The sequence below is a fragment of the Anaerococcus provencensis genome (assembly GCF_000312365.2).
Taxonomy (GTDB): domain Bacteria; phylum Bacillota; class Clostridia; order Tissierellales; family Peptoniphilaceae; genus Anaerococcus; species Anaerococcus provencensis.
The window spans coordinates 1-20,278 of record NZ_HG003689.1; the positions used below are offsets into that span (position 1 = coordinate 1).

At 34.6% G+C, this 20,278-nt stretch carries 22 protein-coding genes; 12 read left to right on the forward strand and 10 right to left on the reverse strand.

Annotated elements, in window-relative coordinates; all coding sequences use genetic code 11:
• Window positions 1-40: 40 nt before the first annotated feature.
• The gene (gene tnpA / locus BN38_RS08655; protein WP_084593708.1) at window positions 41-541 is read left to right on the forward strand and encodes an IS200/IS605 family transposase; all 501 of its coding nucleotides are present in this window, start codon (window positions 41-43) and stop codon (window positions 539-541) included.
• A 125-nt stretch (window positions 542-666) separates the two neighbouring features.
• On the opposite strand, the gene BN38_RS08660 is transcribed toward tnpA, so the two are convergent.
• From BN38_RS08660 to BN38_RS10960, 3 genes are read right to left on the reverse strand one after another with little or no spacing between them, the layout of a single operon-like run.
• Complete coding sequence (locus BN38_RS08660) at window positions 667-1,029, reverse strand: VOC family protein (protein WP_044566956.1); 363 nt, start codon at window positions 1,027-1,029, stop codon at window positions 667-669.
• Between the two features lie 28 nt (window positions 1,030-1,057).
• Complete coding sequence (locus BN38_RS08665) at window positions 1,058-1,918, reverse strand: zf-HC2 domain-containing protein (protein WP_049944484.1); 861 nt, start codon at window positions 1,916-1,918, stop codon at window positions 1,058-1,060.
• Window positions 1,908-2,396: an RNA polymerase sigma factor gene (locus tag BN38_RS10960; protein WP_044566961.1), complete on the reverse strand. Its 489-nt coding sequence runs from the start codon at window positions 2,394-2,396 to the stop codon at window positions 1,908-1,910. Before BN38_RS10960 ends, BN38_RS08665 begins: the two co-directional genes overlap by 11 nt.
• A gap of 93 nt (window positions 2,397-2,489) precedes the next feature.
• On the opposite strand from BN38_RS10960, the gene BN38_RS08675 reads away from it, so the two are divergent.
• Together BN38_RS08675 and BN38_RS08680 are read left to right on the forward strand one after the other, a co-directional pair.
• Entirely contained in the window at window positions 2,490-3,647 is a 1,158-nt protein-coding gene (locus BN38_RS08675) for an AI-2E family transporter (RefSeq protein ID WP_044566963.1), read from the forward strand.
• 52 nt (window positions 3,648-3,699) lie between these two features.
• On the forward strand, window positions 3,700-4,431 hold the full coding sequence (locus tag BN38_RS08680) for a hypothetical protein (protein WP_044566965.1): 732 nt from the start codon (window positions 3,700-3,702) through the stop codon (window positions 4,429-4,431).
• Between the two features lie 22 nt (window positions 4,432-4,453).
• Here BN38_RS08680 and BN38_RS08685 read toward each other — a convergent pair whose 3' ends face one another.
• The 4 genes from BN38_RS08685 to BN38_RS08700 all read right to left on the reverse strand — a co-directional run bounded on the left by BN38_RS08685 (window position 4,454) and on the right by BN38_RS08700 (window position 7,915).
• Entirely contained in the window at window positions 4,454-5,362 is a 909-nt protein-coding gene (locus tag BN38_RS08685) for a sensor histidine kinase (protein ID WP_044566968.1), read from the reverse strand.
• 13 nt (window positions 5,363-5,375) lie between these two features.
• Window positions 5,376-6,221, reverse strand: a complete 846-nt coding sequence (locus BN38_RS08690; protein ID WP_044566971.1) for an ABC transporter permease — start codon at window positions 6,219-6,221, stop codon at window positions 5,376-5,378.
• Between the two features lies 1 nt (window position 6,222).
• Window positions 6,223-7,134 carry an ATP-binding cassette domain-containing protein gene (locus BN38_RS08695; protein WP_044566974.1) on the reverse strand — a complete coding sequence of 304 codons (912 nt, stop codon included), beginning with the start codon at window positions 7,132-7,134 and terminating at the stop codon, window positions 6,223-6,225.
• Window positions 7,135-7,252: 118 nt separating this feature from the next.
• Window positions 7,253-7,915 carry a response regulator transcription factor gene (locus BN38_RS08700; protein WP_044566976.1) on the reverse strand — a complete coding sequence of 221 codons (663 nt, stop codon included), beginning with the start codon at window positions 7,913-7,915 and terminating at the stop codon, window positions 7,253-7,255.
• A gap of 107 nt (window positions 7,916-8,022) precedes the next feature.
• Here BN38_RS08700 and hemW point away from each other — a divergent pair, with 107 nt between their 5' ends.
• The 9 genes from hemW to BN38_RS08745 all read left to right on the forward strand — a co-directional run bounded on the left by hemW (window position 8,023) and on the right by BN38_RS08745 (window position 16,853).
• Window positions 8,023-9,147, forward strand: coding sequence for a radical SAM family heme chaperone HemW (hemW, locus tag BN38_RS08705; protein ID WP_044566979.1), 1,125 nt, complete (start codon window positions 8,023-8,025; stop codon window positions 9,145-9,147).
• An 80-nt stretch (window positions 9,148-9,227) separates the two neighbouring features.
• Window positions 9,228-10,241, forward strand: coding sequence for a heat-inducible transcriptional repressor HrcA (hrcA, locus tag BN38_RS08710; protein ID WP_044566982.1), 1,014 nt, complete (start codon window positions 9,228-9,230; stop codon window positions 10,239-10,241).
• Between the two features lie 11 nt (window positions 10,242-10,252).
• Entirely contained in the window at window positions 10,253-10,810 is a 558-nt protein-coding gene (gene grpE, locus BN38_RS08715) for a nucleotide exchange factor GrpE (RefSeq protein WP_044566988.1), read from the forward strand.
• Window positions 10,811-10,823: 13 nt separating this feature from the next.
• Window positions 10,824-12,635: a molecular chaperone DnaK gene (gene dnaK, locus BN38_RS08720; protein ID WP_044566992.1), complete on the forward strand. Its 1,812-nt coding sequence runs from the start codon at window positions 10,824-10,826 to the stop codon at window positions 12,633-12,635.
• A gap of 95 nt (window positions 12,636-12,730) precedes the next feature.
• Window positions 12,731-13,846, forward strand: a complete 1,116-nt coding sequence (gene dnaJ / locus BN38_RS08725; protein ID WP_044566995.1) for a molecular chaperone DnaJ — start codon at window positions 12,731-12,733, stop codon at window positions 13,844-13,846.
• On the forward strand, window positions 13,846-15,141 hold the full coding sequence (gene mtaB / locus BN38_RS08730; RefSeq protein ID WP_044566998.1) for a tRNA (N(6)-L-threonylcarbamoyladenosine(37)-C(2))-methylthiotransferase MtaB: 1,296 nt from the start codon (window positions 13,846-13,848) through the stop codon (window positions 15,139-15,141). The genes dnaJ and mtaB overlap by 1 nt, the downstream gene beginning before the upstream one ends.
• Window positions 15,142-15,221: 80 nt before the next feature.
• Entirely contained in the window at window positions 15,222-15,557 is a 336-nt protein-coding gene (locus BN38_RS08735; RefSeq protein ID WP_044567000.1) for a histidine triad nucleotide-binding protein, read from the forward strand.
• Window positions 15,558-15,609: 52 nt separating this feature from the next.
• Window positions 15,610-15,792, forward strand: coding sequence for a 30S ribosomal protein S21 (rpsU, locus tag BN38_RS08740; protein ID WP_004835302.1), 183 nt, complete (start codon window positions 15,610-15,612; stop codon window positions 15,790-15,792).
• 77 nt (window positions 15,793-15,869) lie between these two features.
• Window positions 15,870-16,853, forward strand: coding sequence for an NAD(P)-dependent oxidoreductase (locus BN38_RS08745; RefSeq protein WP_044567005.1), 984 nt, complete (start codon window positions 15,870-15,872; stop codon window positions 16,851-16,853).
• 63 nt (window positions 16,854-16,916) lie between these two features.
• Here BN38_RS08745 and rsmI read toward each other — a convergent pair whose 3' ends face one another.
• From rsmI to BN38_RS08760, 3 genes are all read right to left on the reverse strand, one after another.
• Window positions 16,917-17,738, reverse strand: a complete 822-nt coding sequence (gene rsmI, locus BN38_RS08750) for a 16S rRNA (cytidine(1402)-2'-O)-methyltransferase (protein WP_044567008.1) — start codon at window positions 17,736-17,738, stop codon at window positions 16,917-16,919.
• A 20-nt stretch (window positions 17,739-17,758) separates the two neighbouring features.
• On the reverse strand, window positions 17,759-18,463 hold the full coding sequence (locus tag BN38_RS08755; protein ID WP_044567010.1) for a tRNA1(Val) (adenine(37)-N6)-methyltransferase: 705 nt from the start codon (window positions 18,461-18,463) through the stop codon (window positions 17,759-17,761).
• A gap of 207 nt (window positions 18,464-18,670) precedes the next feature.
• A complete protein-coding gene (locus BN38_RS08760) occupies window positions 18,671-20,095 on the reverse strand; it encodes an aldehyde dehydrogenase family protein (RefSeq protein ID WP_044567013.1) in 1,425 nt (474 codons plus the stop codon).
• Window positions 20,096-20,278 lie beyond the last annotated feature (183 nt).

Here is a 20,278-nt window from a genome sequence, read left to right on the forward strand (position 1 = left end):
ACCAAAAAATTCTCACTTGTAATATAATTGTGATAACCACATGCACAATAAAAACAAGGAGAATAAATTGGACAACAATAGTTTATCACATACAAAATGGAGATGTAAATATCATATAGTATTTGCCCCTAAATTTAGAAGACAAGAAATATATGGGAAACTAAAAAAAGACATAGGTCAAATACTACGAGAACTATGTCAAAGAAAAGGAATAAACATAATAGAAGCGGAGCTGTGCCCAGATCATGTCCATATGCTTATAGAAGTACCACCAAAATATAGTATCTCAGAAATAATGGGATATCTAAAAGGAAAAAGTTCACTAATAATATTTGATCGACACGCAAACTTAAAATATAAATATGGAAACAGACATTTCTGGTGTAGAGGTTATTACGTGGATACAGTAGGGCGAAATGAGAAAATGATAAAAGAATATATACAAAATCAACTAAAAGAAGACTATTATGCGGATCAAATAAGTATCAAGGAATACTATGACCCGTTTACGGGAGAGTCAGTAAAAAGAAGCAATAAATAAACTGCTTAAGCAGAAGCTGAGAAAGTGGTGCATGTGGAGATAATACTCGGAGCCCCAATAGGGGCGTGCCGGTATTCGCGCCTTATAGGCGCTGTGCAAACTACCAGCTAAGCTGGTAGTTCTGATTATTCGTAATATACTGCTTCAATATTATTTCCATCAAAGTCATGGAAAAATGCTGCGTAATAGTTTGGGGCATACTTTTCGCGGATGCCTGGGCCTCCGTTGTCACTTGCACCAAGCTCTAGAGCCTTATTGTAGAAATTTTTAACTTCTTCTTCGCTATCTACCCTAAATGCTAGGTGGAAATTATTTGGATTTCCTTTAACGAGCCACAATTCATTTGCAAAATTATTATCCTTTTTACCAAATCCAACTGCATCCTTAAAGTCTGCTTTTTTTATGAAACCAATTTCACTCAAAACTTTTTCATAAAATTCTTTAGATTTTTCCAAATTAGAAACTTGTAGTGTTATATGATCTATCATGATATCCTCCTAATAATTTTATACCCAACTATATTTTATATTTTTCTTTTTCTTCAAAATACAGGCTAGTGGAGTATATAAATAAGTAAATAGCAAGGGATGTGATTAGGATGAATCCTAGGTCTCGGACTGGGTGAAAGCTTGCTAAGTCGTAACCTTTTATGAGAAAAGTAGCTATGACATAGGAAAGAGGCAAACTTACAAGTCTGATTTTCTTGAACTTATCCCATTTTCTAAAAATTGTAAATGATAAGATTAGTCCTAAAACAAATAGGCATAAAGCTATTTTTGCATAAAAAGCAAATATCAATCTAGGCAAGGAAAGGGATCCAGAATTCATTGTATAGCCATTAGGGTCGTACAATACCTTTGCTGCCTTGTTGCCATTATTGTTATACAAAATTACATTGTAGTCTTTTTTATCAAGGGTTAAGACTTGCTTTTCTCCTCCCAATATCCTATCTAGATAGGAATAACTACCATCTATGTAGAGAGTGTTACCATATTCGCCATTTGCGTAATCTGTGTAGATTCTTGTCACATCGTCTCTAAATTCATAGATTATCTTATCATCAGTTGTTGACTTTTTGATCAAATCCTTGTCATATTCTACTTGCCTAGGATTGGTCAAAAATGAAAATACTATCAAAAGTAGTGAAAAAATTAATGATCCAATCATACGCGAACGATTTTTCTTATTTTTGTCTATACTTAGGCTTATAAACTCTAATGGTTCATTATTACTTATCTCATTATCATCTAGGCTTAAAAAATAACTTCTGCACCTTTCACAAGTTTTAATGTGGTCTTCTACTAATTTTTTACTCTCATTACTACATATTCCTTCTTTGTAGAGAGGTATTAAGTCATTTATTACTTCACAATCCATAATCATCCTCCAATATATCCTTCAATTTTTCCTTTGCCCTGTAATAGCAGACACAGGCCCAGTTAGAAGTTTTCCCGTAGATTTTTCCTATTTCCTTAAAAGATAAGTCATTTAGCCTAAGTTTTGTAATAGACTTATAGGGTTCATCAAGCTTATCTATGGCATATCTTAAAATCTTTAGATCATCATCTTCTATAAGACTTTCTTCAAAAGAATCAATTCCTAGATCAAACTTTTCTATGTCATCTGTTGCTATCATAAGCTTATTTTTCTTATAGTAATTGATGTAGGTATTCTTTGCTATGGTAAAAATATAGGCCTTAATATTTGTAGTATTTTCTATTTTCTTACTATTATTGATAACCTTAAGAAAAGTTTCGCTTGTTATATCCTGGGCTATGTCCTTATTTTTACTCAAAGAGAGCAAAAATCTATACACATCTTCAAAGTATATTATATATATTTTTTCTATATCCATCCTGCCCCCTCATATATAAGACAATTGAGATTAATATTTCTTACAAACAATCTTTCTGATATAATAATATTATCAAATATTAAAGGAAAAGCCATGAGAAATAAAGAACTTTATGAAAGAATATTTTTAAGAACGACAATAATTGTTTTATCCATATTATTTTTAGTGTTTCTTGCACCAGCATTAATCAATGCCCTCATGCCTATAATACTAGCCCTGGTCCTTGTGGGACTCTTGGCACCATCTATTAGGAAAATTGACGACATTTTGCCTATAAAGCACAAGGCTGTATCCTACCTGCTTGGTACAATATTGCTTTTGCTTTTGCTATTTTTCATGGTATGGTTCATCCAATTTATAGTAAATCAAATATCTGGTTTGGTTGGCAATATCATTAGCAATTGGGATAAGATTGTAAGTTCTGTCAATACTTGGATTAATGATGCCAATTCACAAATCAACCTCATGCCAGACTATGTATCAAAAACCATAAGATCTGGACTAAACTCTTTGTATGAATGGTTGGGAAGCTTACAGAAAAATGCCATAAATATCACATTTGGCTTTACCCAAGCCTTTATAAATACCTCCAATGACATAATATTTTTTGTGATTACCTTTGTAGTTGCCTTTTATATAATACTTGGCGATATGCAAAATGTTTCGAATAAATACCATCTATTAATACCAGAAAAGTCAAAGAATAACCTTTCTTTGATAAGGACTGTATTTAAGAATTCAACCTGGAATTATATAAAATCCCAACTAAAACTAGCCCTATTGTGTACAATAATAATGGCGATTTTCTTATTTTTCATAGGCCAACAATACTTCATACCGATAGCCCTAATACTTGGATTTGTTGACTTACTTCCTATGATAGGTCCTATAATAGTCCTCTTGCCATGGTCTATAATAGAACTACTAATTTTTGATAATACCTTTAAGGCCTTGGGACTTTTGATAGTATTGACAGCTTGGACTGGGCTTAGACAAGTGATTTCTCCAAAAGTAATAGGAAGTTCTGCAGATATACACCCCATTCTATCAGTTATAGCCCTTTATGCTGGACTTAAACTTTTTGGAGTGATGGGAGCCATATTTTTGCCAGTTATATTTATATTTATTGTAGGCATTTATAGGTCTGGAATAATTGATAACTGGATATATGATTACAAAGAATTTTTCAAATATGTTTCTAATACTTTAAACATTGGTAAAAGAAATATAGACATACCGGATGATGATTAATAAAAAATAAGTATAGTGGACTTAGTGATAATAATTATCAATAGGAGAGATTATGGACAAATATCAAGTTAAAATTTTAGATAAAAAAGAAGAATACAAAAACGTATGGACATATACTTTGGAAAAACCAGAAGCTTTGACTTGGGAGGAGGGATCTAGCTTCCATCTTGCCTTGCCTGGCTACGATGAGGGTGAAGAAGTTAATAAGAAGCTAATCCACCACCTTAGTATAAATACTTTGATAAGTGAGGGAAATATAAGATTTACAACTAAAATCCCTATAAGAAAGTCACCATTTAAAAAAGTTCTGGCAAATCTTGAAGCAGGCGATATGGTGACAATCTTTAAGATCAAATCACATATGGCCCTAAGAAGGGAAGATGTCCCTGTCATAGCCCTTTCCCAAGGACTTGCTATGTCAACTATAAGACCACTTATAAAAAGATTTGAAGAAGATAGCTCAAATATCCCAGAATTTATCAGTGTAAATGTCAATGCTAAAGATACCCACCTTTACGAAAAGGACTTTTCAACCATAGATGAGTCACTTTTATTAAAATATTGGCTAGATAGTAGAAGCGACTACCTAGAAAAAATAAAAGAGCTAGCAAATGACAAAAAAGATGGTTATTTTTATATTGTAGGTAGCGAAAACTTCGTTCTAGATACTCTCTATATATTAAGGGAGAATGGAATCGAAGATGATAAGATAATAATAGACAAAAAACCAGAAAAGAGAGCAATAATCTTTAAGACTTTAGAAAATTATAAAATAATACTTTAAGAGAAAAAACTTCCAAGAGCCTTTACTTGGAAGCTTTTTTTATGGGGTCAAAAGTGATTTTAATGATGAAATAACCTTTCTTTACATCTGCTGATATTTGACCATCTAATTTCTCAACAAGGCCCTTGGTTATGGAAAGGCCAAGGCCAGTAGATGAACTATTTCTGGAGTCATCTGCCTTGTAAAATTCCTTGAAGACATTGTCCTTATCTACTATAAGGTCATCCTTAATCTTATTTTTGCTTACAAATATAACTTTGTTTTCTTCTTCAAAAAGACTTAGGCTTAATGGATTTTGCCCGTGTTCTAGAATATTTTTATAAATATTTTGAAAAATCCTCTCTAGGGCGTCAACATTTGCCATGATAAATACTTTATGATCAGCAAAGTCTATTTTAGGCTCAATATTTTTAAATTTAAAATCTTCGTAATAGCTAAACAAGGTCTGCAAGGCAAGGGATGAGAGATCTATTTCTTCCATCTCAAGCTGGTATTCTTCTTCTTGAAGTTTTACAAAGGTGAAGAGCTGGTCCAGTATGTTATTTAGGCTATTGATGCGGTTTTTCATTATGGAAAGGTACTTGTCATTGTCAGAATCTTCCTTATTATCTGCTATAACCTGCAAGTAACCATCAAGGGAAGTGAGGGGAGTTCTAATATCGTGAGAAAGTCCCCTTATGGTATTTTGTAAGTACTTTTCCTTGTTGATATAAGCTTTTTCTTTATTATGATAACTATCCAAAAACTTATTGATAATCTCAGCTAATTGGTCAAAAGGTCCTATAGAAAAACCAGTAGATATTCTCATTTGCGTATTATTTTCTATAAGAAAATTTACCTCTTGGCAAATGTTATAAACTTCCCTTATTATAAGGACATTGACTGTTAGTGAGATTACAAGTAGCAAAGCTAGAATCCAGATAGCATACATAATATTTTCCCTTCTATATATCTTTTTTATTTATTATAACAGAAGATGAGACTAAAGCTACAGTTCCTATTATTATTGCTACGATTACAGATCTAGTAAGATCAGCATTAGTAGAGGCAAAATTTGTTGACATTATATTGCCTATATTAACATAATTTGCTATAGAAAAGTCATCTGGCAAATTGATAAATAAGGATAGAAACTGGTCTCCAAGTCCTCTTAAAAGGTTAAAAAATATAGTAGGGTACAATAATGTAAACATCAAGGTTTTTGCTGTAGACCTAGTAAATGTAGCTACTAGCAAGATCAGTGCTAGGTAGGAGATATGAGAGACTAGCTCTATTAATAAAACAAAAAACAATCTAGAATAGTTGGTAAATTTGAGCATGCCATTGTTTATATAAGCTCCTGTTATAGTAAGAAGACCTGCTCCTAGGGCAAAGCTTACTATAACAAATAGAGAAGCTGTAATAAAGGTCGCGATTATATACGAACTCTTATTCTTGGTCATGCCCAGGAAGTTTTTTACAAAGCCATTGGCATAAGGATTAGTAAAAAAGAGGGCACCAAAGATTATTAGAAAAATTAGGTAGGTGGATTGGGAAAAAGATGATATGACAAAGTCTTCTCCAGAATCGGTCAATTTTTCTAATTCACCTTTGTCAACATCAACCTTGACTCCATTACTATCATCAACATTTGTCTCAATAACATTTTCTTCGAAATTGTCTATATTTTTGCTAGTGTAATCGACCAGACCTACTGTTAGTAAAAATGTAAAAAGACTTGCAAAAAATATAAAATAGGAATATTTGCTTTTAAAAATTCTAGTGATTTCCATTTTCATAAGATTAAGCATATTAGGCTCCTTTGTTTTCCAATAATTTGATGTAGTAGTCTTCCAAGGAAGTATTGTGAACATTAAAATAATTAATCTTGATGCCAGCCTCATATAGGCAAGAGATTATCTCATTAGTATATTTGCTATCTACATAGATATGAATCATATTATCATCAAGCACTCTATATGGGCCGATTTGTCCTTTATCTAGGGCAAGTATTGTCTTTTTCGGGTTATCAGTAAGGACTTCTATCCTGTCTTTGGTTGATTCTTCCAATTCTTTTTTGGTAAAATTTGCAATAAGAGAACCGTTGTCAATTATAGCAAAATTTGTTGCAAGCTTACCCAATTCATCTAAGATATGAGAAGATATGAGAAAAGTAATATTCCTTTCCCTATTTAAGTTAGCTATGATTTTTCTAATGTCAATAATTCCTTGTGGATCTAGGCCATTTATAGGTTCATCTAAAACCATGATATCAGGATTTCCTACAAGGGCTAGGGCTATGCCAAGTCTTTGTTTCATACCTAGGGAAAAGTCTTTGACCTTTTTCTTGCCAACTTTTCCTAGGCCCAAAAGATCTAGGGTTTCACTTATGTACTTATCACCTGTAAGTCCTAGAGATTTGCCCTTTAGAAGCATATTGTCATAGGCGGTCATTGTTGGATAGGATCCTAGATTTTCTATCAAAGCTGACACTCTTGTTTGACTAAGCTTATCATCATTATGTGAGCTTGGGAAAATTGTATATGTTCCAGCAGTTGGATTTGATAAATTAGAAATCATCTTCATAAAAGTTGTTTTCCCAGCACCGTTTCTACCTATAAGGCCATATATATCTCCTTGGTTTATAGTAAGAGATATGTTATTTACTGCCTTGTGATTATCAAAAGTCTTCGTTAAGTTATTTGTTTCTAAAATTGGATTCATAAGTCCTCCTTTCAAATTATCTATGACTATAATATATGAAAAATATTAATAAAGCTTATAAAAAGTTTAAAGAAATCATAAAGATTAAAAAAGCCCATCATAAAGATGGGTCAATTGATTAAATAAGTTTAAAGCCAATACCCCAAACAGTTTCTATGTAGTCTTCCTTGCTGTACTTCTTAATCTTTTTTCTAAGATTTGATATGTGAACATTGATAGAATTGTCTGTTGCAAGGTAATAGTCGCCTTGGCTATATTCATATAAATTTTCCTTGGTGAAAACTTGTTTTGGATTGGATATTAGTAGCTCTAGGATTTTAAATTCTGTTTTTGTAAGGACAAGGGGCATATCATCAACATAGGCTTGGTAGTTATCAGTATTTAGCCTTAGGGATTTGTAGGTTAGATTTTGACCAGTATGTTCACTTCTTTTTGTAAGGATATTGGCCCTGGCAAGGAGTTCTTCTAGGTTAAAGGGCTTGGTCATATAGTCATCAGCTCCTCCTCTTAATAGGGCAAGCTTTGAATCCATAGAATCCTTTGAAGATAGGACTAGGACAGGAGCATTGGTCACTTTTCTTATTTCTTCTATGACCTTTTCCCCAGCTAGACCTGGCAGCATGAGGTCTAGGATAAATAAGTCGAAATCATCCTTTAGGTAAATGAGAGCTTCCGTACCTGAGTAAACTTTCTTACAAATAAAGTCATTTTTAGTCAAAACTTCTGAGATTATGTCGTTGATATCATTGTCATCTTCTATGATTAGAACATTCTTTGCCATAAGTATCCCCCTTACATATGCTTAAATAAAGTATATCACAAAGCTTAGTCTTATTTGAATAGATATCTTAAACTAGTATATTTTGCTTATGATAAAAAGGAGTTATTATGGAAAAAGTTGGATGCTATATCCACATACCATTTTGCCAAAAAAAGTGCTATTATTGTGACTTTTGTGCCTATATGAATGTGGAAAATAGGATAGATTCCTATATTAAGAATTTGATAAAAGAAATAAGGCTCTACCAAGATAGGCTTAGTGTGGATATTGATTCGATTTATATAGGTGGGGGAACGCCTTCTTATATTGATCCTAGATATATCAAAGAGATTGTAAATGAAGTTAGTAAGTTTAAAATAAGTGAGATAAAAGAATTTACAATAGAATGTAATCCCAATTCTATTTCAAAAGAGAAGTTAGCAATCTATAAGGATATTGGCATCAATAGGATTTCTCTTGGTGTCCAATCTTTTGACGATGTGGTCTTAAAAAAAATTGGCAGAAATCATACAGCAGACATTGTCCTAAAAGATATAGATATGATTAGGGATGCTGGCTTTGACAACTTATCTTTTGACCTCATGCTAAATCTTCCAAAGCAAGATTATAAGTCAGTTAAAAATGACCTGGAAATGGTTAAAAAGATTTCTCCTGAACATATTTCTTGGTATTCACTTATCCTTGAAGAAGGATCAAGATTTTATGCCCTGGATAAGAAAGGCAGGCTTGATTTGATGGAAGATGATGATGAAGTTGATATATTTGAAGAAATTATAGAAGAACTTGATTCTCTTGGTCTTAAGCGTTATGAGATATCAAACTTTGCCAAGAAAGGCCATGAATCTTACCACAACAAAAAATACTGGGAGGGTAAGGGATATATTGCTTTTGGTATGAGTGGTTCGGGCTATCTTACAAACTACAGGTACACCAACACTAGAAATTTCATTCACTATGGGCAAAAGATTAATGAGGGAAAGCTTCCAATCGATGAGATTTCCTATATAGATAAGGAAGATAAAGAAAAGGAATATATAATTTTTAAACTAAGAGAGGTGTCGGGTATAAATCTAGGAGATTTCAAAAAACTATTTGGCCATGATTTTTTGCATACTTATAAAAAAGAGATTGATCAATTTATTGGTGATGACTTTTTTATCATAGATGAAAACTTCAAATTTAGCCAAAAAGGCATGAATTTATCCAATGAATTCTATAGACTTATTATTTAATTTTATTTGCTTGACAGGGGGTAATTAGCTAGTATACTATTATTAGCAGTCGACAGTAATGAGTGCTAAAAGGAGATAAAATGAATGATAGGAAGCTAAAAATATTATTCTCTATCATAAACTCTTACATCATAGATGGAGAACCTATTGGTTCGAAATCTTTGGCTGATGAATACAATATGAATATTTCACCTGCAACAATTAGAAACGAGATGAGCGCTCTTGAGAAGATGGGTCTTATAGAAAAGGCTCACACATCAAGCGGTAGGCTCCCTTCGGATAAGGGCTATAGGCTGTTTGTAGATTATATACTTGCAAATGGACTTAATGAAAATATACGTCCTAATCGAAGTGACAGGATGATAAGTTTATTGGACAAAAGATATCACAATGCATCTGACATTGTTGAGACTGCAACTAAGATACTAGCCGATCTTACAAATTTGACCGCAGTATCAGTCACATTAAAAAACCAAATCAAGAAAATAAATAATATGGAGTTGATAAGACTTTCTAGCAATCAAGTATTGCTCGTGGCAGTCTTTGACAACGGCTTGATATTAAATGAAATAATCCACTTGGATTACGAGATATCAACTGATGAACTAATATTTATTAATAATGTCATAAACGACACTTTAGTGGGATCTGATATTAAAAATGTTAACGAAAACCTAAAGAAACTTGAAGATAATCTTCTAAGTGAGTATAGGGATCTTATGGATAATATCCATAGAAGACTTGAGGGCAAATCTTACAATGAAGCAGAAAGAGATGTTCAAATTGAGGGCTTAGGCAATATCTTCAACTTTAAGGAGTATGAAGACTTATCTAAGGCACGTGAGTTTATTAAGTTATTTGATAGCAAGGATAGGGTAAATAAGATTATTGCCGATAGAAACTACAATGACCTATATGTTTCCATTGGTTATGAAAATGGCCTAGATGAGCTTAAGGATAATACTATCATCACATCATATTTTAAGGTCAATGATGAAGTAGTTGGCCACATTGGAGTGGTTGGCCTTACCAGACTTAATTACCTGGATGTGATATCAAATATAATAATGATATCAGATTTGCTTAATAAATAAAGGAGTTTGTAGTGGATAATGACAAAATAAAAAATGAAAATTTAGACGAAAATCTAGAAGAAGAAATCATAGAAGATAGCGACGATGAAGAAGTAATCGAAGCTGAAATAGTAGAAGATGAAGATGAGGAAATTAGCGAAGAAGTTATTGAGGAAGACTTCAATGAATTTAAGGATAAGTACCAAAGACTTCTAGCTGATTTTACAAATTATAAGCAAAGAGAAGAAGCTAGCAAGGCTGACTTTAAAAAGTACGCTTGTTCCAACTTAGTAGAAAAGCTCTTGCCAGTTTTGGATAACTTTGATAGGGCTATAGCAAGTGCTAGTGAAGATGACCCACTTATAAAGGGTGTGGTTATGACTCGCGATGAGATGCTAAAGATCCTTGAAAACGAAGGCTTGGAAGTAATTCCATCTGATGGTGAAGTTTTTGATTACAATGTTCACCAAGCAGTTTTATCAGAAGAATCAGACACTGTAGAAAGCGATCATATAATAGAAACCTTTCAAAAAGGTTATAAGTTAAACGATAGAGTAATAAGACCTGCAATGGTTAAGGTAGCAAAATAGGAGGCTAATTAATATGGCAAAAATTATAGGAATTGACTTAGGTACAACAAACTCAGCTGTAGCTGTTATGGAGGGTGGTAGCCCAGTAATAATCCCAAACAGCGAAGGTAATAGAACAACTCCATCAGTTGTTGCTTTCTCAAAAGACGGAGAAAGATTAGTTGGAGAAACAGCAAAAAGGCAAGCTATAACAAACCCAGATAGAACAATTTCTTCTATTAAAAGAGAAATGGGTTCTGATTTCAAAACAGCTGAAATTGACGGCAAAAAATATTCACCAGAAGAAATTTCTGCAATGATTTTACAAAAATTAAAATCAGATGCTGAAAAATACTTAAATGACACAGTAACAAATGCTGTAATCACAGTACCAGCTTACTTTACAGATGCTCAAAGACAAGCAACAAAAGACGCTGGAAAGATCGCTGGTCTTACAGTAGATAGAATCATCAACGAACCAACTGCAGCTTCTCTTGCATACGGTCTAGATAAAGAACACGACCAAGCAAAAATCATGGTATACGACCTTGGTGGTGGTACATTCGACGTATCAATACTTGAAGTTGGAGATGGAGTATTTGAAGTACTTTCAACTCGTGGTAATAACAAACTAGGTGGAGACGACTTTGACAACAAAGTAGTAGACTACCTAGCAAGCGAATTCAAAAAAGAAACTGGCGTAGACTTAACAAATGATCTTACAGCTATGCAAAGACTAAAAGATGCAGCTGAAAAGGCTAAGAAAGAACTATCATCAACAATGACAACAAATGTAAACCTACCATTTATTACAGCTGTTGATGGTCAACCAGTTCACTTGGATATATCTTTATCACGTGCTAAATTTGACGAACTTACAAAAGATTTAGTAGAAGCAACAAGAGGACCAGTAAATGACGCTCTTAAAGATGCTGGACTATCTGCAAGCGAAGTAGAAAAAGTATTGCTTGTTGGTGGATCTACAAGAATCCCAGCAGTTCAAGAACTTGTTAAAAACATCATAGGCAAAGAGCCACAAAGAGATATCAACCCAGATGAATCAGTAGCTCTAGGTGCTGCTATCCAAGGTGGAGTTCTTACAGGTGAAGTAAAAGACCTATTATTACTAGATGTTACACCACTATCACTTGGTATCGAAACTCTAGGTGGAGTTGCTACAAAACTTATCGAAAGAAACACAACAATTCCAACAAAGAAATCTCAAGTATTTACAACTGCAGCAGATGGACAAACAGAAGTAGACATCCACGTAGTTCAAGGTGAACGTGAAATGGCAGCAGACAATACAACACTTGGACGTTTCCAACTTACAGGAATCCCAGCAGCAAGACGTGGTGTGCCACAAATCGAAGTAACATTTGATATAGATGCCAACGGTATTGTAAATGTAACAGCAAAAGACCAAGGTTCAGGTAAAGAACAAAAGATTACAATCACATCAAGCTCAAACTTAACTGACGAAGAAATCGACAGAAAAGTAAAAGAAGCTGAACAATTTGCTGAAGAAGATAAGAAGAAAAAAGAAGACATCGATACAAAGAACAATGCAGAAAGTCTAGTTTACCAAGCTCGTAAGACACTAGAAGATGCCAAAATCGAAGGTGCTGAAAAAGACGAAATCGAAGCAAAAATCAACAAACTAGAAGAAGCTATCAATTCAAATGATACTGAAGCAATCAAAGCTCAAACAGAAGAACTACAAAACACAATCTACTCAATGAGCGAAAAGATGTACCAAGCAAATGCCCAAGGCGCAGAACAAGCAAGCGCTGATGAAGACGTAGTTGATGCTGACTATGAAGTAATCGATGAGGATGAAGAATAATATTAGCAAATAAATATAGCTTGAGTATAATAAGTAAATAAAAAGGCTATTTCATAATGAAATAGCTTTTTTTAAGTCTAAATAGTGGAGGAAAAATGCAAGATCCATATGAAGTGCTTGGCGTAAGCCGAGATGCCACAGCAGATGAGATTAAAAGAGAATATAGAAAACTTGCCAAGAAATATCACCCTGACCTAAATCCGGGAGATAGTGAAGCAGAACAAAAGTTCAAAGAAGCAACTTTATCATATGAAATCCTATCAGATAAGGAAAAAAGAGCCCAATACGACAGATTTGGCGAAGCTGCCTTTACCAATGGTGGCGGAGGCTACTCTGGTGGCTTTACTGGAGGCTTTGGAGACTTGTTTGGGGACTTGTTTACAGATTTATTTTCTGGAGCAGGAAGCCAACAGACAAACAGACCTACTAAGGGCGCCGATATCCAACAAGTTGTAAATCTAACTTTTGCAGAAGCAGCCTTTGGTGTTGATAAGGAAATCCAAGTTCGCAGGGAAGAAATATGCCCAACTTGTGGAGGCTCTGGAGCTGAAAATGAAAACTCCATCCATACCTGTTCAAAATGTAATGGCCAAGGTGTTATAAACCAAGTTAGCCAAACGCCTTTTGGTAGAATGAGTAGGACTGTTACCTGTGATCAATGTCATGGAACAGGCAAGGTCATAGAAGAGCCATGTAGGAATTGCCACGGGGAAGGTAGGATTCAAAAAAGCGAGAGAATTAAGATTGAAATCCCATCTGGTGTTGAAACAAATAATGTTATGCGTGTTTCAAACAAGGGAGATGCTGGCTACAATGGTGGGCCAAATGGGGATTTATATGTCATAATGCATGTCGAAGAACATGACATATTCAAACGCGATGGCCTAGACATATACTACGATATGCCAATATCTTTCCCAACAGCTGCCCTTGGTGGCGAGATCGAAATACCTACCCTAAAGGAAAAAATGCCTTTTGATATACCAGCTGGCACTCAGACAGGCACTAAGTTTAAGGTCAAAAAACAAGGAATTACAGATGCAAGGACTAATAGAACAGGCGACTTGTATTTCTATGTGAAAGTCCTAACTCCAGAAAATCTTAACAGCGAACAAAAAGAAGCCCTCAAGGCCTACGCCAATACTGTAGGTGCAGAAGTAAAAGAGCACGAAAAAGGCTTCTTCGAAAAACTAAAGGATTTATTTGATTAATGGCAAACACATTTAACATCATTACACTAGGATGTAAGGTAAACCAATACGAATCAGAAGCAGTAGAAGAACTATTTTTACAAAAAGGCTATGAAAAAGCCCAAACAAATGCAGATATATACGTAATAAACACCTGCACTGTGACCAATATGAGCGATAGAAAGTCAAGGCAAATGATATCCAAAGCTCGCCGCGACAACCCAGATGCCATAGTTGCTGTAATGGGTTGCTACTCACAAGTAAAACCAGAAGAAGTAGCAGAAATCGAAGGCGTTGATATAGTACTAGGATCTCGCAACAAGGAAAATGTAGTTGACCTATGTGAAGACATACTCCAAAATAAAGATGCCATTGACAAGATCATAGCTCCATCAGAAACTAAAACTTACGAAGAGCTAGAGATATCTAACCAGACAGAAATGACCAGGGCTTATATCAAAATCCAAGATGGTTGCAATATGTACTGCTCTTATTGTCTAATACCTTATGCTAGGGGCAACATTGTAAGCCGTGATATTGATTCTATTGTCGAAGAGACTAAAAGGCTTGCTAGTAATGGTTTTAAGGAAATAGTCCTAACAGGAATCCACGTAGCAAGCTACGGCAAGGATTTTGATAGTAACATTTCCCTAATAGATGTCATAGAAGCTGTTGCTAGTGTTGATGAAATTAAGCGTATCAGACTTTCATCTATGGAACCAAGACATATAAGCCTAGATTTCCTAGAAAGAATGAAAGCTACTGGCAAGGCCTGCGACCACTTCCACCTATCCCTACAATCAGGATCTGACGATATTCTTAATGCAATGAACCGCAAGTACGATAGGAAAATGTATAAGGAAAAAGTCGACCTCATAAGAGAAGTCTTCCCAAATGCTGGCCTTACAACAGATATAATCGTAGGATTTCCTGGAGAAAGCCAAAGAAACCACGAAGAGACTATGGAATTTGTAGATGAGATTAAATTTGCCAAAACTCACCTATTCAAATATTCTCCAAGAGAAGGGACAAGAGCTGCTAAAATGACTGGCCAAGTTGATGGCAATATCAAAAAGCAAAGACTCCACGAACTTGAAAGAATCGAAGAAAAAAACAGGATGGCCTTTTTAGAAGAACAAATAGGCAAAGTCCTAGAAGTCTTGATAGAATCTAAGTCTGACCTAGAAGGGTACTCTGGAGGATATTCTACAAATTATCTAAAGGTAAATGTCAAAAATCAAATACTTGCCAATACTATAGCAAGTGTTAAAATAACAGATATTATAAAAGGCGAACTTGTAGGAGAAATTATTTAAATTTTTAGATGTCTATTTATCAATATTTTGTTGACTGAGATTTTTTCTTGTGGTATTATATATAGCAATGGGGGTGAAGTATGGATTGTGTATTTTGCAAGATTGCAGCAGGAGAAATTCCTAGTGAAGCGATCTATGAAGATGAAAATTTAATTGCATTTAATGATCTAGATCCACAAGCACCTATCCATTTTCTTGTTATACCAAAAAAGCACATAACAAGTTTAGCTACGCTTGATGAAGGAGACAGCGCTCTTATTAGCCAAATTATGCTTACTATAGCAAAACTTGCTAAAGAAAAAGGCCTAGAAGGCTACAGAGTTGTCACAAATATCGGCGAAGAAGGGGGACAAAGCGTTCCTCACTTGCATTTTCATGTACTAGGCGGCAGATCATTTAACTGGCCACCAGGCTGATTTGTAACTTAGAATATTGAAAAAATTGTGTTATACGAGAGGGGGGATAGAGATGACAGAGATCAGAGTTGGAGAAAACGAATCAATCGATAGTGCAATTAAAAGATTCAAAAGACAATGCGCAAGATCCGGTGTACTTTCTGAATACAGAAGAAGAGAACACTACGAAAAACCAAGCGTTATTAGAAAGAAAAAAAATGACGCTGCTAAAAGAAAAAACAGAAAAAACAAATAATAAAATTTTAAAGGACCCTAGGGTTCTTTTTATTTTGCCATAAATTGGGTAGATATCCTATATATGAGGAGAAAAATATGAAAATAGCATTTTTTAACGCCCATCACTTGGCTTATGACTATGTCAAAGAGTGGGAAGATGAGAATAAGATAAAAGTTGATATAATTGATGAGAGAATCAGCCCAGATAATGTGGACATATTGGCTGATTACGATGGCCTTGCCATGACCCTACCCAAATCTTTTGATAATTCTATCTATGAGAGATTGCACGATTTAGGTCTGAAACAGATTGCCTTAACTTCTGTTGGCTATGATATCTTTGACCTTGAAAAGGCAAGGGAAAATGACATTATCATCACCAATGTCCCAGATTATTCCCCAGAATCCATAGCAGAATTTACCGTAATGATGATACTTAAGGCATTAAAGAAAGATAAAGAAATTCAAAATAACTTAAAAGAAAATGATTATAGGCAAAGGGAAAATATCCTAGGACAAACTTTTAAGGGCAAGACTTTGGGTATCTATGGCCTTGGCAGGATTGGTCAACATGTAGCAAAGATTGCAAATGCCTTTGGAGCAAATGTAGTTTCCTACAGTTCTCGTGGCAAGAAAGACATTGATGGGGTGAGGTTTTTATCTTCCTATGATGAGCTTTTGAAAGAATCAGACATCATAACAATCCATTCCGCCCTCACAGAGGAAAACTATCACTTCTTTGATAAAAAAGCTTTTGCCAAGATGAAAGATGGAGCAATGATATTTAATTGTGCTAGGGGAGGTCTTATCAATACAGAAGACTTGCTCGAAGCCATTGATAGTGGAAAGATTGCCTTTGCTGGCCTTGATGTCTATGAAAATGAGAAGGTTATAAATGGTAAAAAAGACCCAAACTACCAAGATGATATTCTTGATAGGCTTTTGTCTAATGATAGGGTCGACTACTATCCTCACATAACATATCTGACCAATACATCCCTAGAAAACCAAGTCAAATACGCCTTAAATGCAGTGGTAGAAGTCTTGGAAACGGGAGATAGTAAAAATAGGATTAATTAAAAAATAAAGGCTCAGCAGGAATATTAGCTTGGCCTTATTATTTTATAAAAATAACTAATCATTTTATTTAGTCAAAGTCAAAACATATTCGTATATTTCATTTTTGCTAAAAGAAGATTTATCCTTTATAATCTTTGAAATCTCCTTGGTGCGAAGTCCTTGTTTTATATAGGCTTTGATATCATCTTCAAAAACTTCTAGTGACTCATTTACTATTAGGTATGCGCCTGATAAGACTAGGACAAATTCTCCCTTCAAGGTCAGTTCGTCTATATTAATTTTGCCGATTTCTTCTATATAGTATTCTTCGAATTTCTTTGTAAGCTCTCGGGCTATGCAAAGTTTTCTTTCTGGGAAAATTTCCTTAAAATCTTCTATAGTTTTTCCTATGTTGTGGGGAGTGTCAAATAAAATACTTGTGCGAGTCTGCTCTTTTAGCTCCTGGTAGAGCTTTTCTTTATCTCCTTGTTTTTTGGGAATGAAGCCGTAATAAATAAAAGAATTATTTTCTATACCAGAGCCAACGAGGGCTGTAAGTATGGAGCTTGCGCCAGGCAAAATTGTGTATCTTATGCCTTCTGATATGCATTTTTTAATCAATATATGGCCAGGGTCGGATATGCCCGGCATACCTTGGTCTGTAATTATTCCATAGGTCATACCATTTTTGCAATTTTTAATTATTTCTTCACTTTTTGCTAGCTCATTAAACTTATGGTAGGAAGTGAGTTCTTTTTTTATATTAAAGTGATCCAAGAGCTTCCTGCTTTCCCTAGTATCTTCACAAGCTATGATATCAACTTCCATTAGAGTATTGATTGCCCTAATAGTCATATCTTCAAGATTTCCAATAGGTGTTGGGATAAAGTATATTTGATAGTCCATATAAACTCCTTTAAAATATTTTATTGTTCTATGCCATTAATTTCTTTGACTTCTTGGCTATAATGGCCATCTTCGTAGATAATCAAGGGTTTTTCAATTTTTAGACCGTCATTTGCATTCTTTACAAATTCTATGAGGATAAATTCTGGTTTTTTATCGTAAGTGGAAGATACAAAACGGACTCTTTTGGCCTTTAGATTGCCGGATTGAGTGAATATATCTACCATTCGTTCAGGCTTATGGATCATAAATAGCTTGCCCCTATCCTTTAGGGCCTTGTTGGCAAATTTGAAAATGTCTTCTAGTTTGAGATATTTTTCCTGGCGAGAGATTAGAAATTCCTCATTTTTGTTGGATATATTGTCGCAAATCTTGTAATATGGGGGATTGGTGATGATGTAATCGTAAGAATTTGTCTCAATTTCTACATTATTTAAATCATCGTTAATCACCACTACATTATTAAGATTATTTAAGGCAATATTTTCTTCTAATAGCCTTGCCTTTTCTTCTTGAATTTCTATTGCCATAACTTCTTTTAGATTATAAAGGCTATTGGCCCCAAGGGAAAGAATTCCAGAACCTGCTCCTATATCTATCAAAGTTTTATCAGATCGCATCTTGGCAAAATCCATCAATAGTATTGAATCGATGCCAAAGGAATAGGATTTGTCTATGTGTATCATTTTTATATTTGTTTTTGGTATGTAATCTAATTTTCTCATAAGTCTAGTATATCAAATTTTCACAATAAAAAAAGAAGAGTCAGAGCTCTATCTTTTATATAAACAAAAGTCCCTTGCAAGAAATAGGTAAAATCTTTTGGTTTCCAAATTGGTATTTTATAAAACCGCATTATTTGACATGAACGAGCTTGCGATTATAGAAAAAATAAATTTACATATTTCTACTTGGGACTTTGTTTATAGGATTTATTGTTTATAAACTGATTTAAGTTCGTAGTATTCTAATAGACCGTGGATGCCACCTTCTCTGCCGACTCCAGATTGCTTGTAGCCACCAAATGGTAGGTTATGGGCTTTTGATCCACCATTTACATAGCATTCGCCAGCTCTGATTTCTCTTGCAACTTCCAAGGCTTCATCATCTTCGCCAAATACTGCTGAAGATAGGCCATATTCTACTGCATTTGCTACTTCTATGGATTCTTTGTTATCTTTAACCTTGATAATTGATAGGACTGGTCCAAAAATTTCTTCATCGTGGATTGTCATACCAGGCTTTACATCTGTAAATATAACTGGTTTTACAAAATATCCAGAGCCATTCTTTTCTAAAGCTTCACCTTTTAGAAGCTTAGCTCCTTCATCGAGACCGATGTTTACGTATTTTTGAACTCTTTCAAATTGCTTTTGGCTAGATAGTGGGCCTACTACTGTGCTCTCATCTCTTGGATCTCCTGCTGGGTAATTTTCATATTGTTTTTCGAATTCTTCCACTACTTGATCATAAATTTCTTCGACAACTACAGCACGAGATAGGCATGAGCATGTTTGGCCTACATTTCTATAAACTGTGTCTAGGACTTGTTTGACACCCTTTTTAATGTCAGCTCCCTTTAAGAATACTGCTGGGGACTTGCCACCTAGTTCTAGGACAACTTTTTTGGCAGATTCCATAGCAAGACCTGCTGCTTGGCCACCACCTGTTATAGATCCAGTGTATGAAACCATGGCTACTTTTGGATGCTTGTTTAGGACATCTCCAACCTCAGAACCTTGGCCTGTGATTAGGTTAAATACTCCCTTTGGAAGTCCAATTTCATCTAGGGCCTTGGTAAATAGGTAAGCTGTTAGTGGGGTTGCAGTTGCTGGTTTTTGAACAACTGTACATCCTGACAAGAGGGCAGGAATTACTTTTTGTACTATTTGTCCAAGTGGGTAGTTCCATGGGGTGATTGATGCGACTACACCAATTGGTTCACGTAGTAAAAATCCGCCTTCGTATTCTTCTTCCGTTTTTATGTTTTTTACTTCTTTTATAAAAGTTTCGATTCTCTCAATTTGAGTTTTGACTTGAGAATCGTGACCTATGTGTTTTGGTATACCAAGTTCTAGGAGGATAATCTCGTCAAAGTCATCTTGGTGATAGGCTATCCAATCCTTTAGCTTTTCCATATAGGCAATTCTTTCCTCAAGGCTAGTCTTCGAGTAAGTTTTGAAGGCCTCGTAGGCTGCATTACAAGCTTTGTCTATATCTTCTTTGCTTGCAGAAGGAATCTTTGCTATGATTTCTTCTGTTGCAGGATTTTCTACATCTATGAATTCTCCGCTTGATGCGTCTACAAATTGGCCATCTATATATAATTTTTCATTATTTAATTCTTTTATATTCATAATATCACCTCAAGAGACTTTTACCCTAAGTACTATAAATTTAACCATTATGTTTTCATAGGCCATGTAGGGGGGGGTATAGTATTGTTAGAAAATCTGCAAGCTTAAAAATTATAATTAGTTTGTAATAATCAATTTACATTGTCTGTGTTGATAATATAGTAAAATTGATTAACATAAGGA

Coding starts and splice junctions, on each gene's coding strand:
- BN38_RS08735 (WP_044567000.1), top strand. CDS start 15,222: ATGGATTGTGTATTTTGCAAGATTGCAGCAGGAGAAATTCCTAGTGAA.
- BN38_RS08660 (WP_044566956.1), bottom strand. CDS start 1,029: ATGATAGATCATATAACACTACAAGTTTCTAATTTGGAAAAATCTAAA.
- rpsU (WP_004835302.1), top strand. CDS start 15,610: ATGACAGAGATCAGAGTTGGAGAAAACGAATCAATCGATAGTGCAATT.
- BN38_RS08700 (WP_044566976.1), bottom strand. CDS start 7,915: ATGGCAAAGAATGTTCTAATCATAGAAGATGACAATGATATCAACGAC.
- hrcA (WP_044566982.1), top strand. CDS start 9,228: ATGAATGATAGGAAGCTAAAAATATTATTCTCTATCATAAACTCTTAC.
- BN38_RS08665 (WP_049944484.1), bottom strand. CDS start 1,918: ATGGATTGTGAAGTAATAAATGACTTAATACCTCTCTACAAAGAAGGA.
- mtaB (WP_044566998.1), top strand. CDS start 13,846: ATGGCAAACACATTTAACATCATTACACTAGGATGTAAGGTAAACCAA.
- BN38_RS08760 (WP_044567013.1), bottom strand. CDS start 20,095: ATGAATATAAAAGAATTAAATAATGAAAAATTATATATAGATGGCCAA.
- tnpA (WP_084593708.1), top strand. CDS start 41: ATGCACAATAAAAACAAGGAGAATAAATTGGACAACAATAGTTTATCA.
- BN38_RS08685 (WP_044566968.1), bottom strand. CDS start 5,362: ATGTATGCTATCTGGATTCTAGCTTTGCTACTTGTAATCTCACTAACA.
- dnaJ (WP_044566995.1), top strand. CDS start 12,731: ATGCAAGATCCATATGAAGTGCTTGGCGTAAGCCGAGATGCCACAGCA.
- BN38_RS08695 (WP_044566974.1), bottom strand. CDS start 7,134: ATGAATCCAATTTTAGAAACAAATAACTTAACGAAGACTTTTGATAAT.
- BN38_RS08675 (WP_044566963.1), top strand. CDS start 2,490: ATGAGAAATAAAGAACTTTATGAAAGAATATTTTTAAGAACGACAATA.
- BN38_RS08680 (WP_044566965.1), top strand. CDS start 3,700: ATGGACAAATATCAAGTTAAAATTTTAGATAAAAAAGAAGAATACAAA.
- hemW (WP_044566979.1), top strand. CDS start 8,023: ATGGAAAAAGTTGGATGCTATATCCACATACCATTTTGCCAAAAAAAG.
- rsmI (WP_044567008.1), bottom strand. CDS start 17,738: ATGGACTATCAAATATACTTTATCCCAACACCTATTGGAAATCTTGAA.
- BN38_RS08745 (WP_044567005.1), top strand. CDS start 15,870: ATGAAAATAGCATTTTTTAACGCCCATCACTTGGCTTATGACTATGTC.
- BN38_RS08690 (WP_044566971.1), bottom strand. CDS start 6,221: ATGCTTAATCTTATGAAAATGGAAATCACTAGAATTTTTAAAAGCAAA.
- BN38_RS10960 (WP_044566961.1), bottom strand. CDS start 2,396: ATGGATATAGAAAAAATATATATAATATACTTTGAAGATGTGTATAGA.
- BN38_RS08755 (WP_044567010.1), bottom strand. CDS start 18,463: ATGAGAAAATTAGATTACATACCAAAAACAAATATAAAAATGATACAC.
- dnaK (WP_044566992.1), top strand. CDS start 10,824: ATGGCAAAAATTATAGGAATTGACTTAGGTACAACAAACTCAGCTGTA.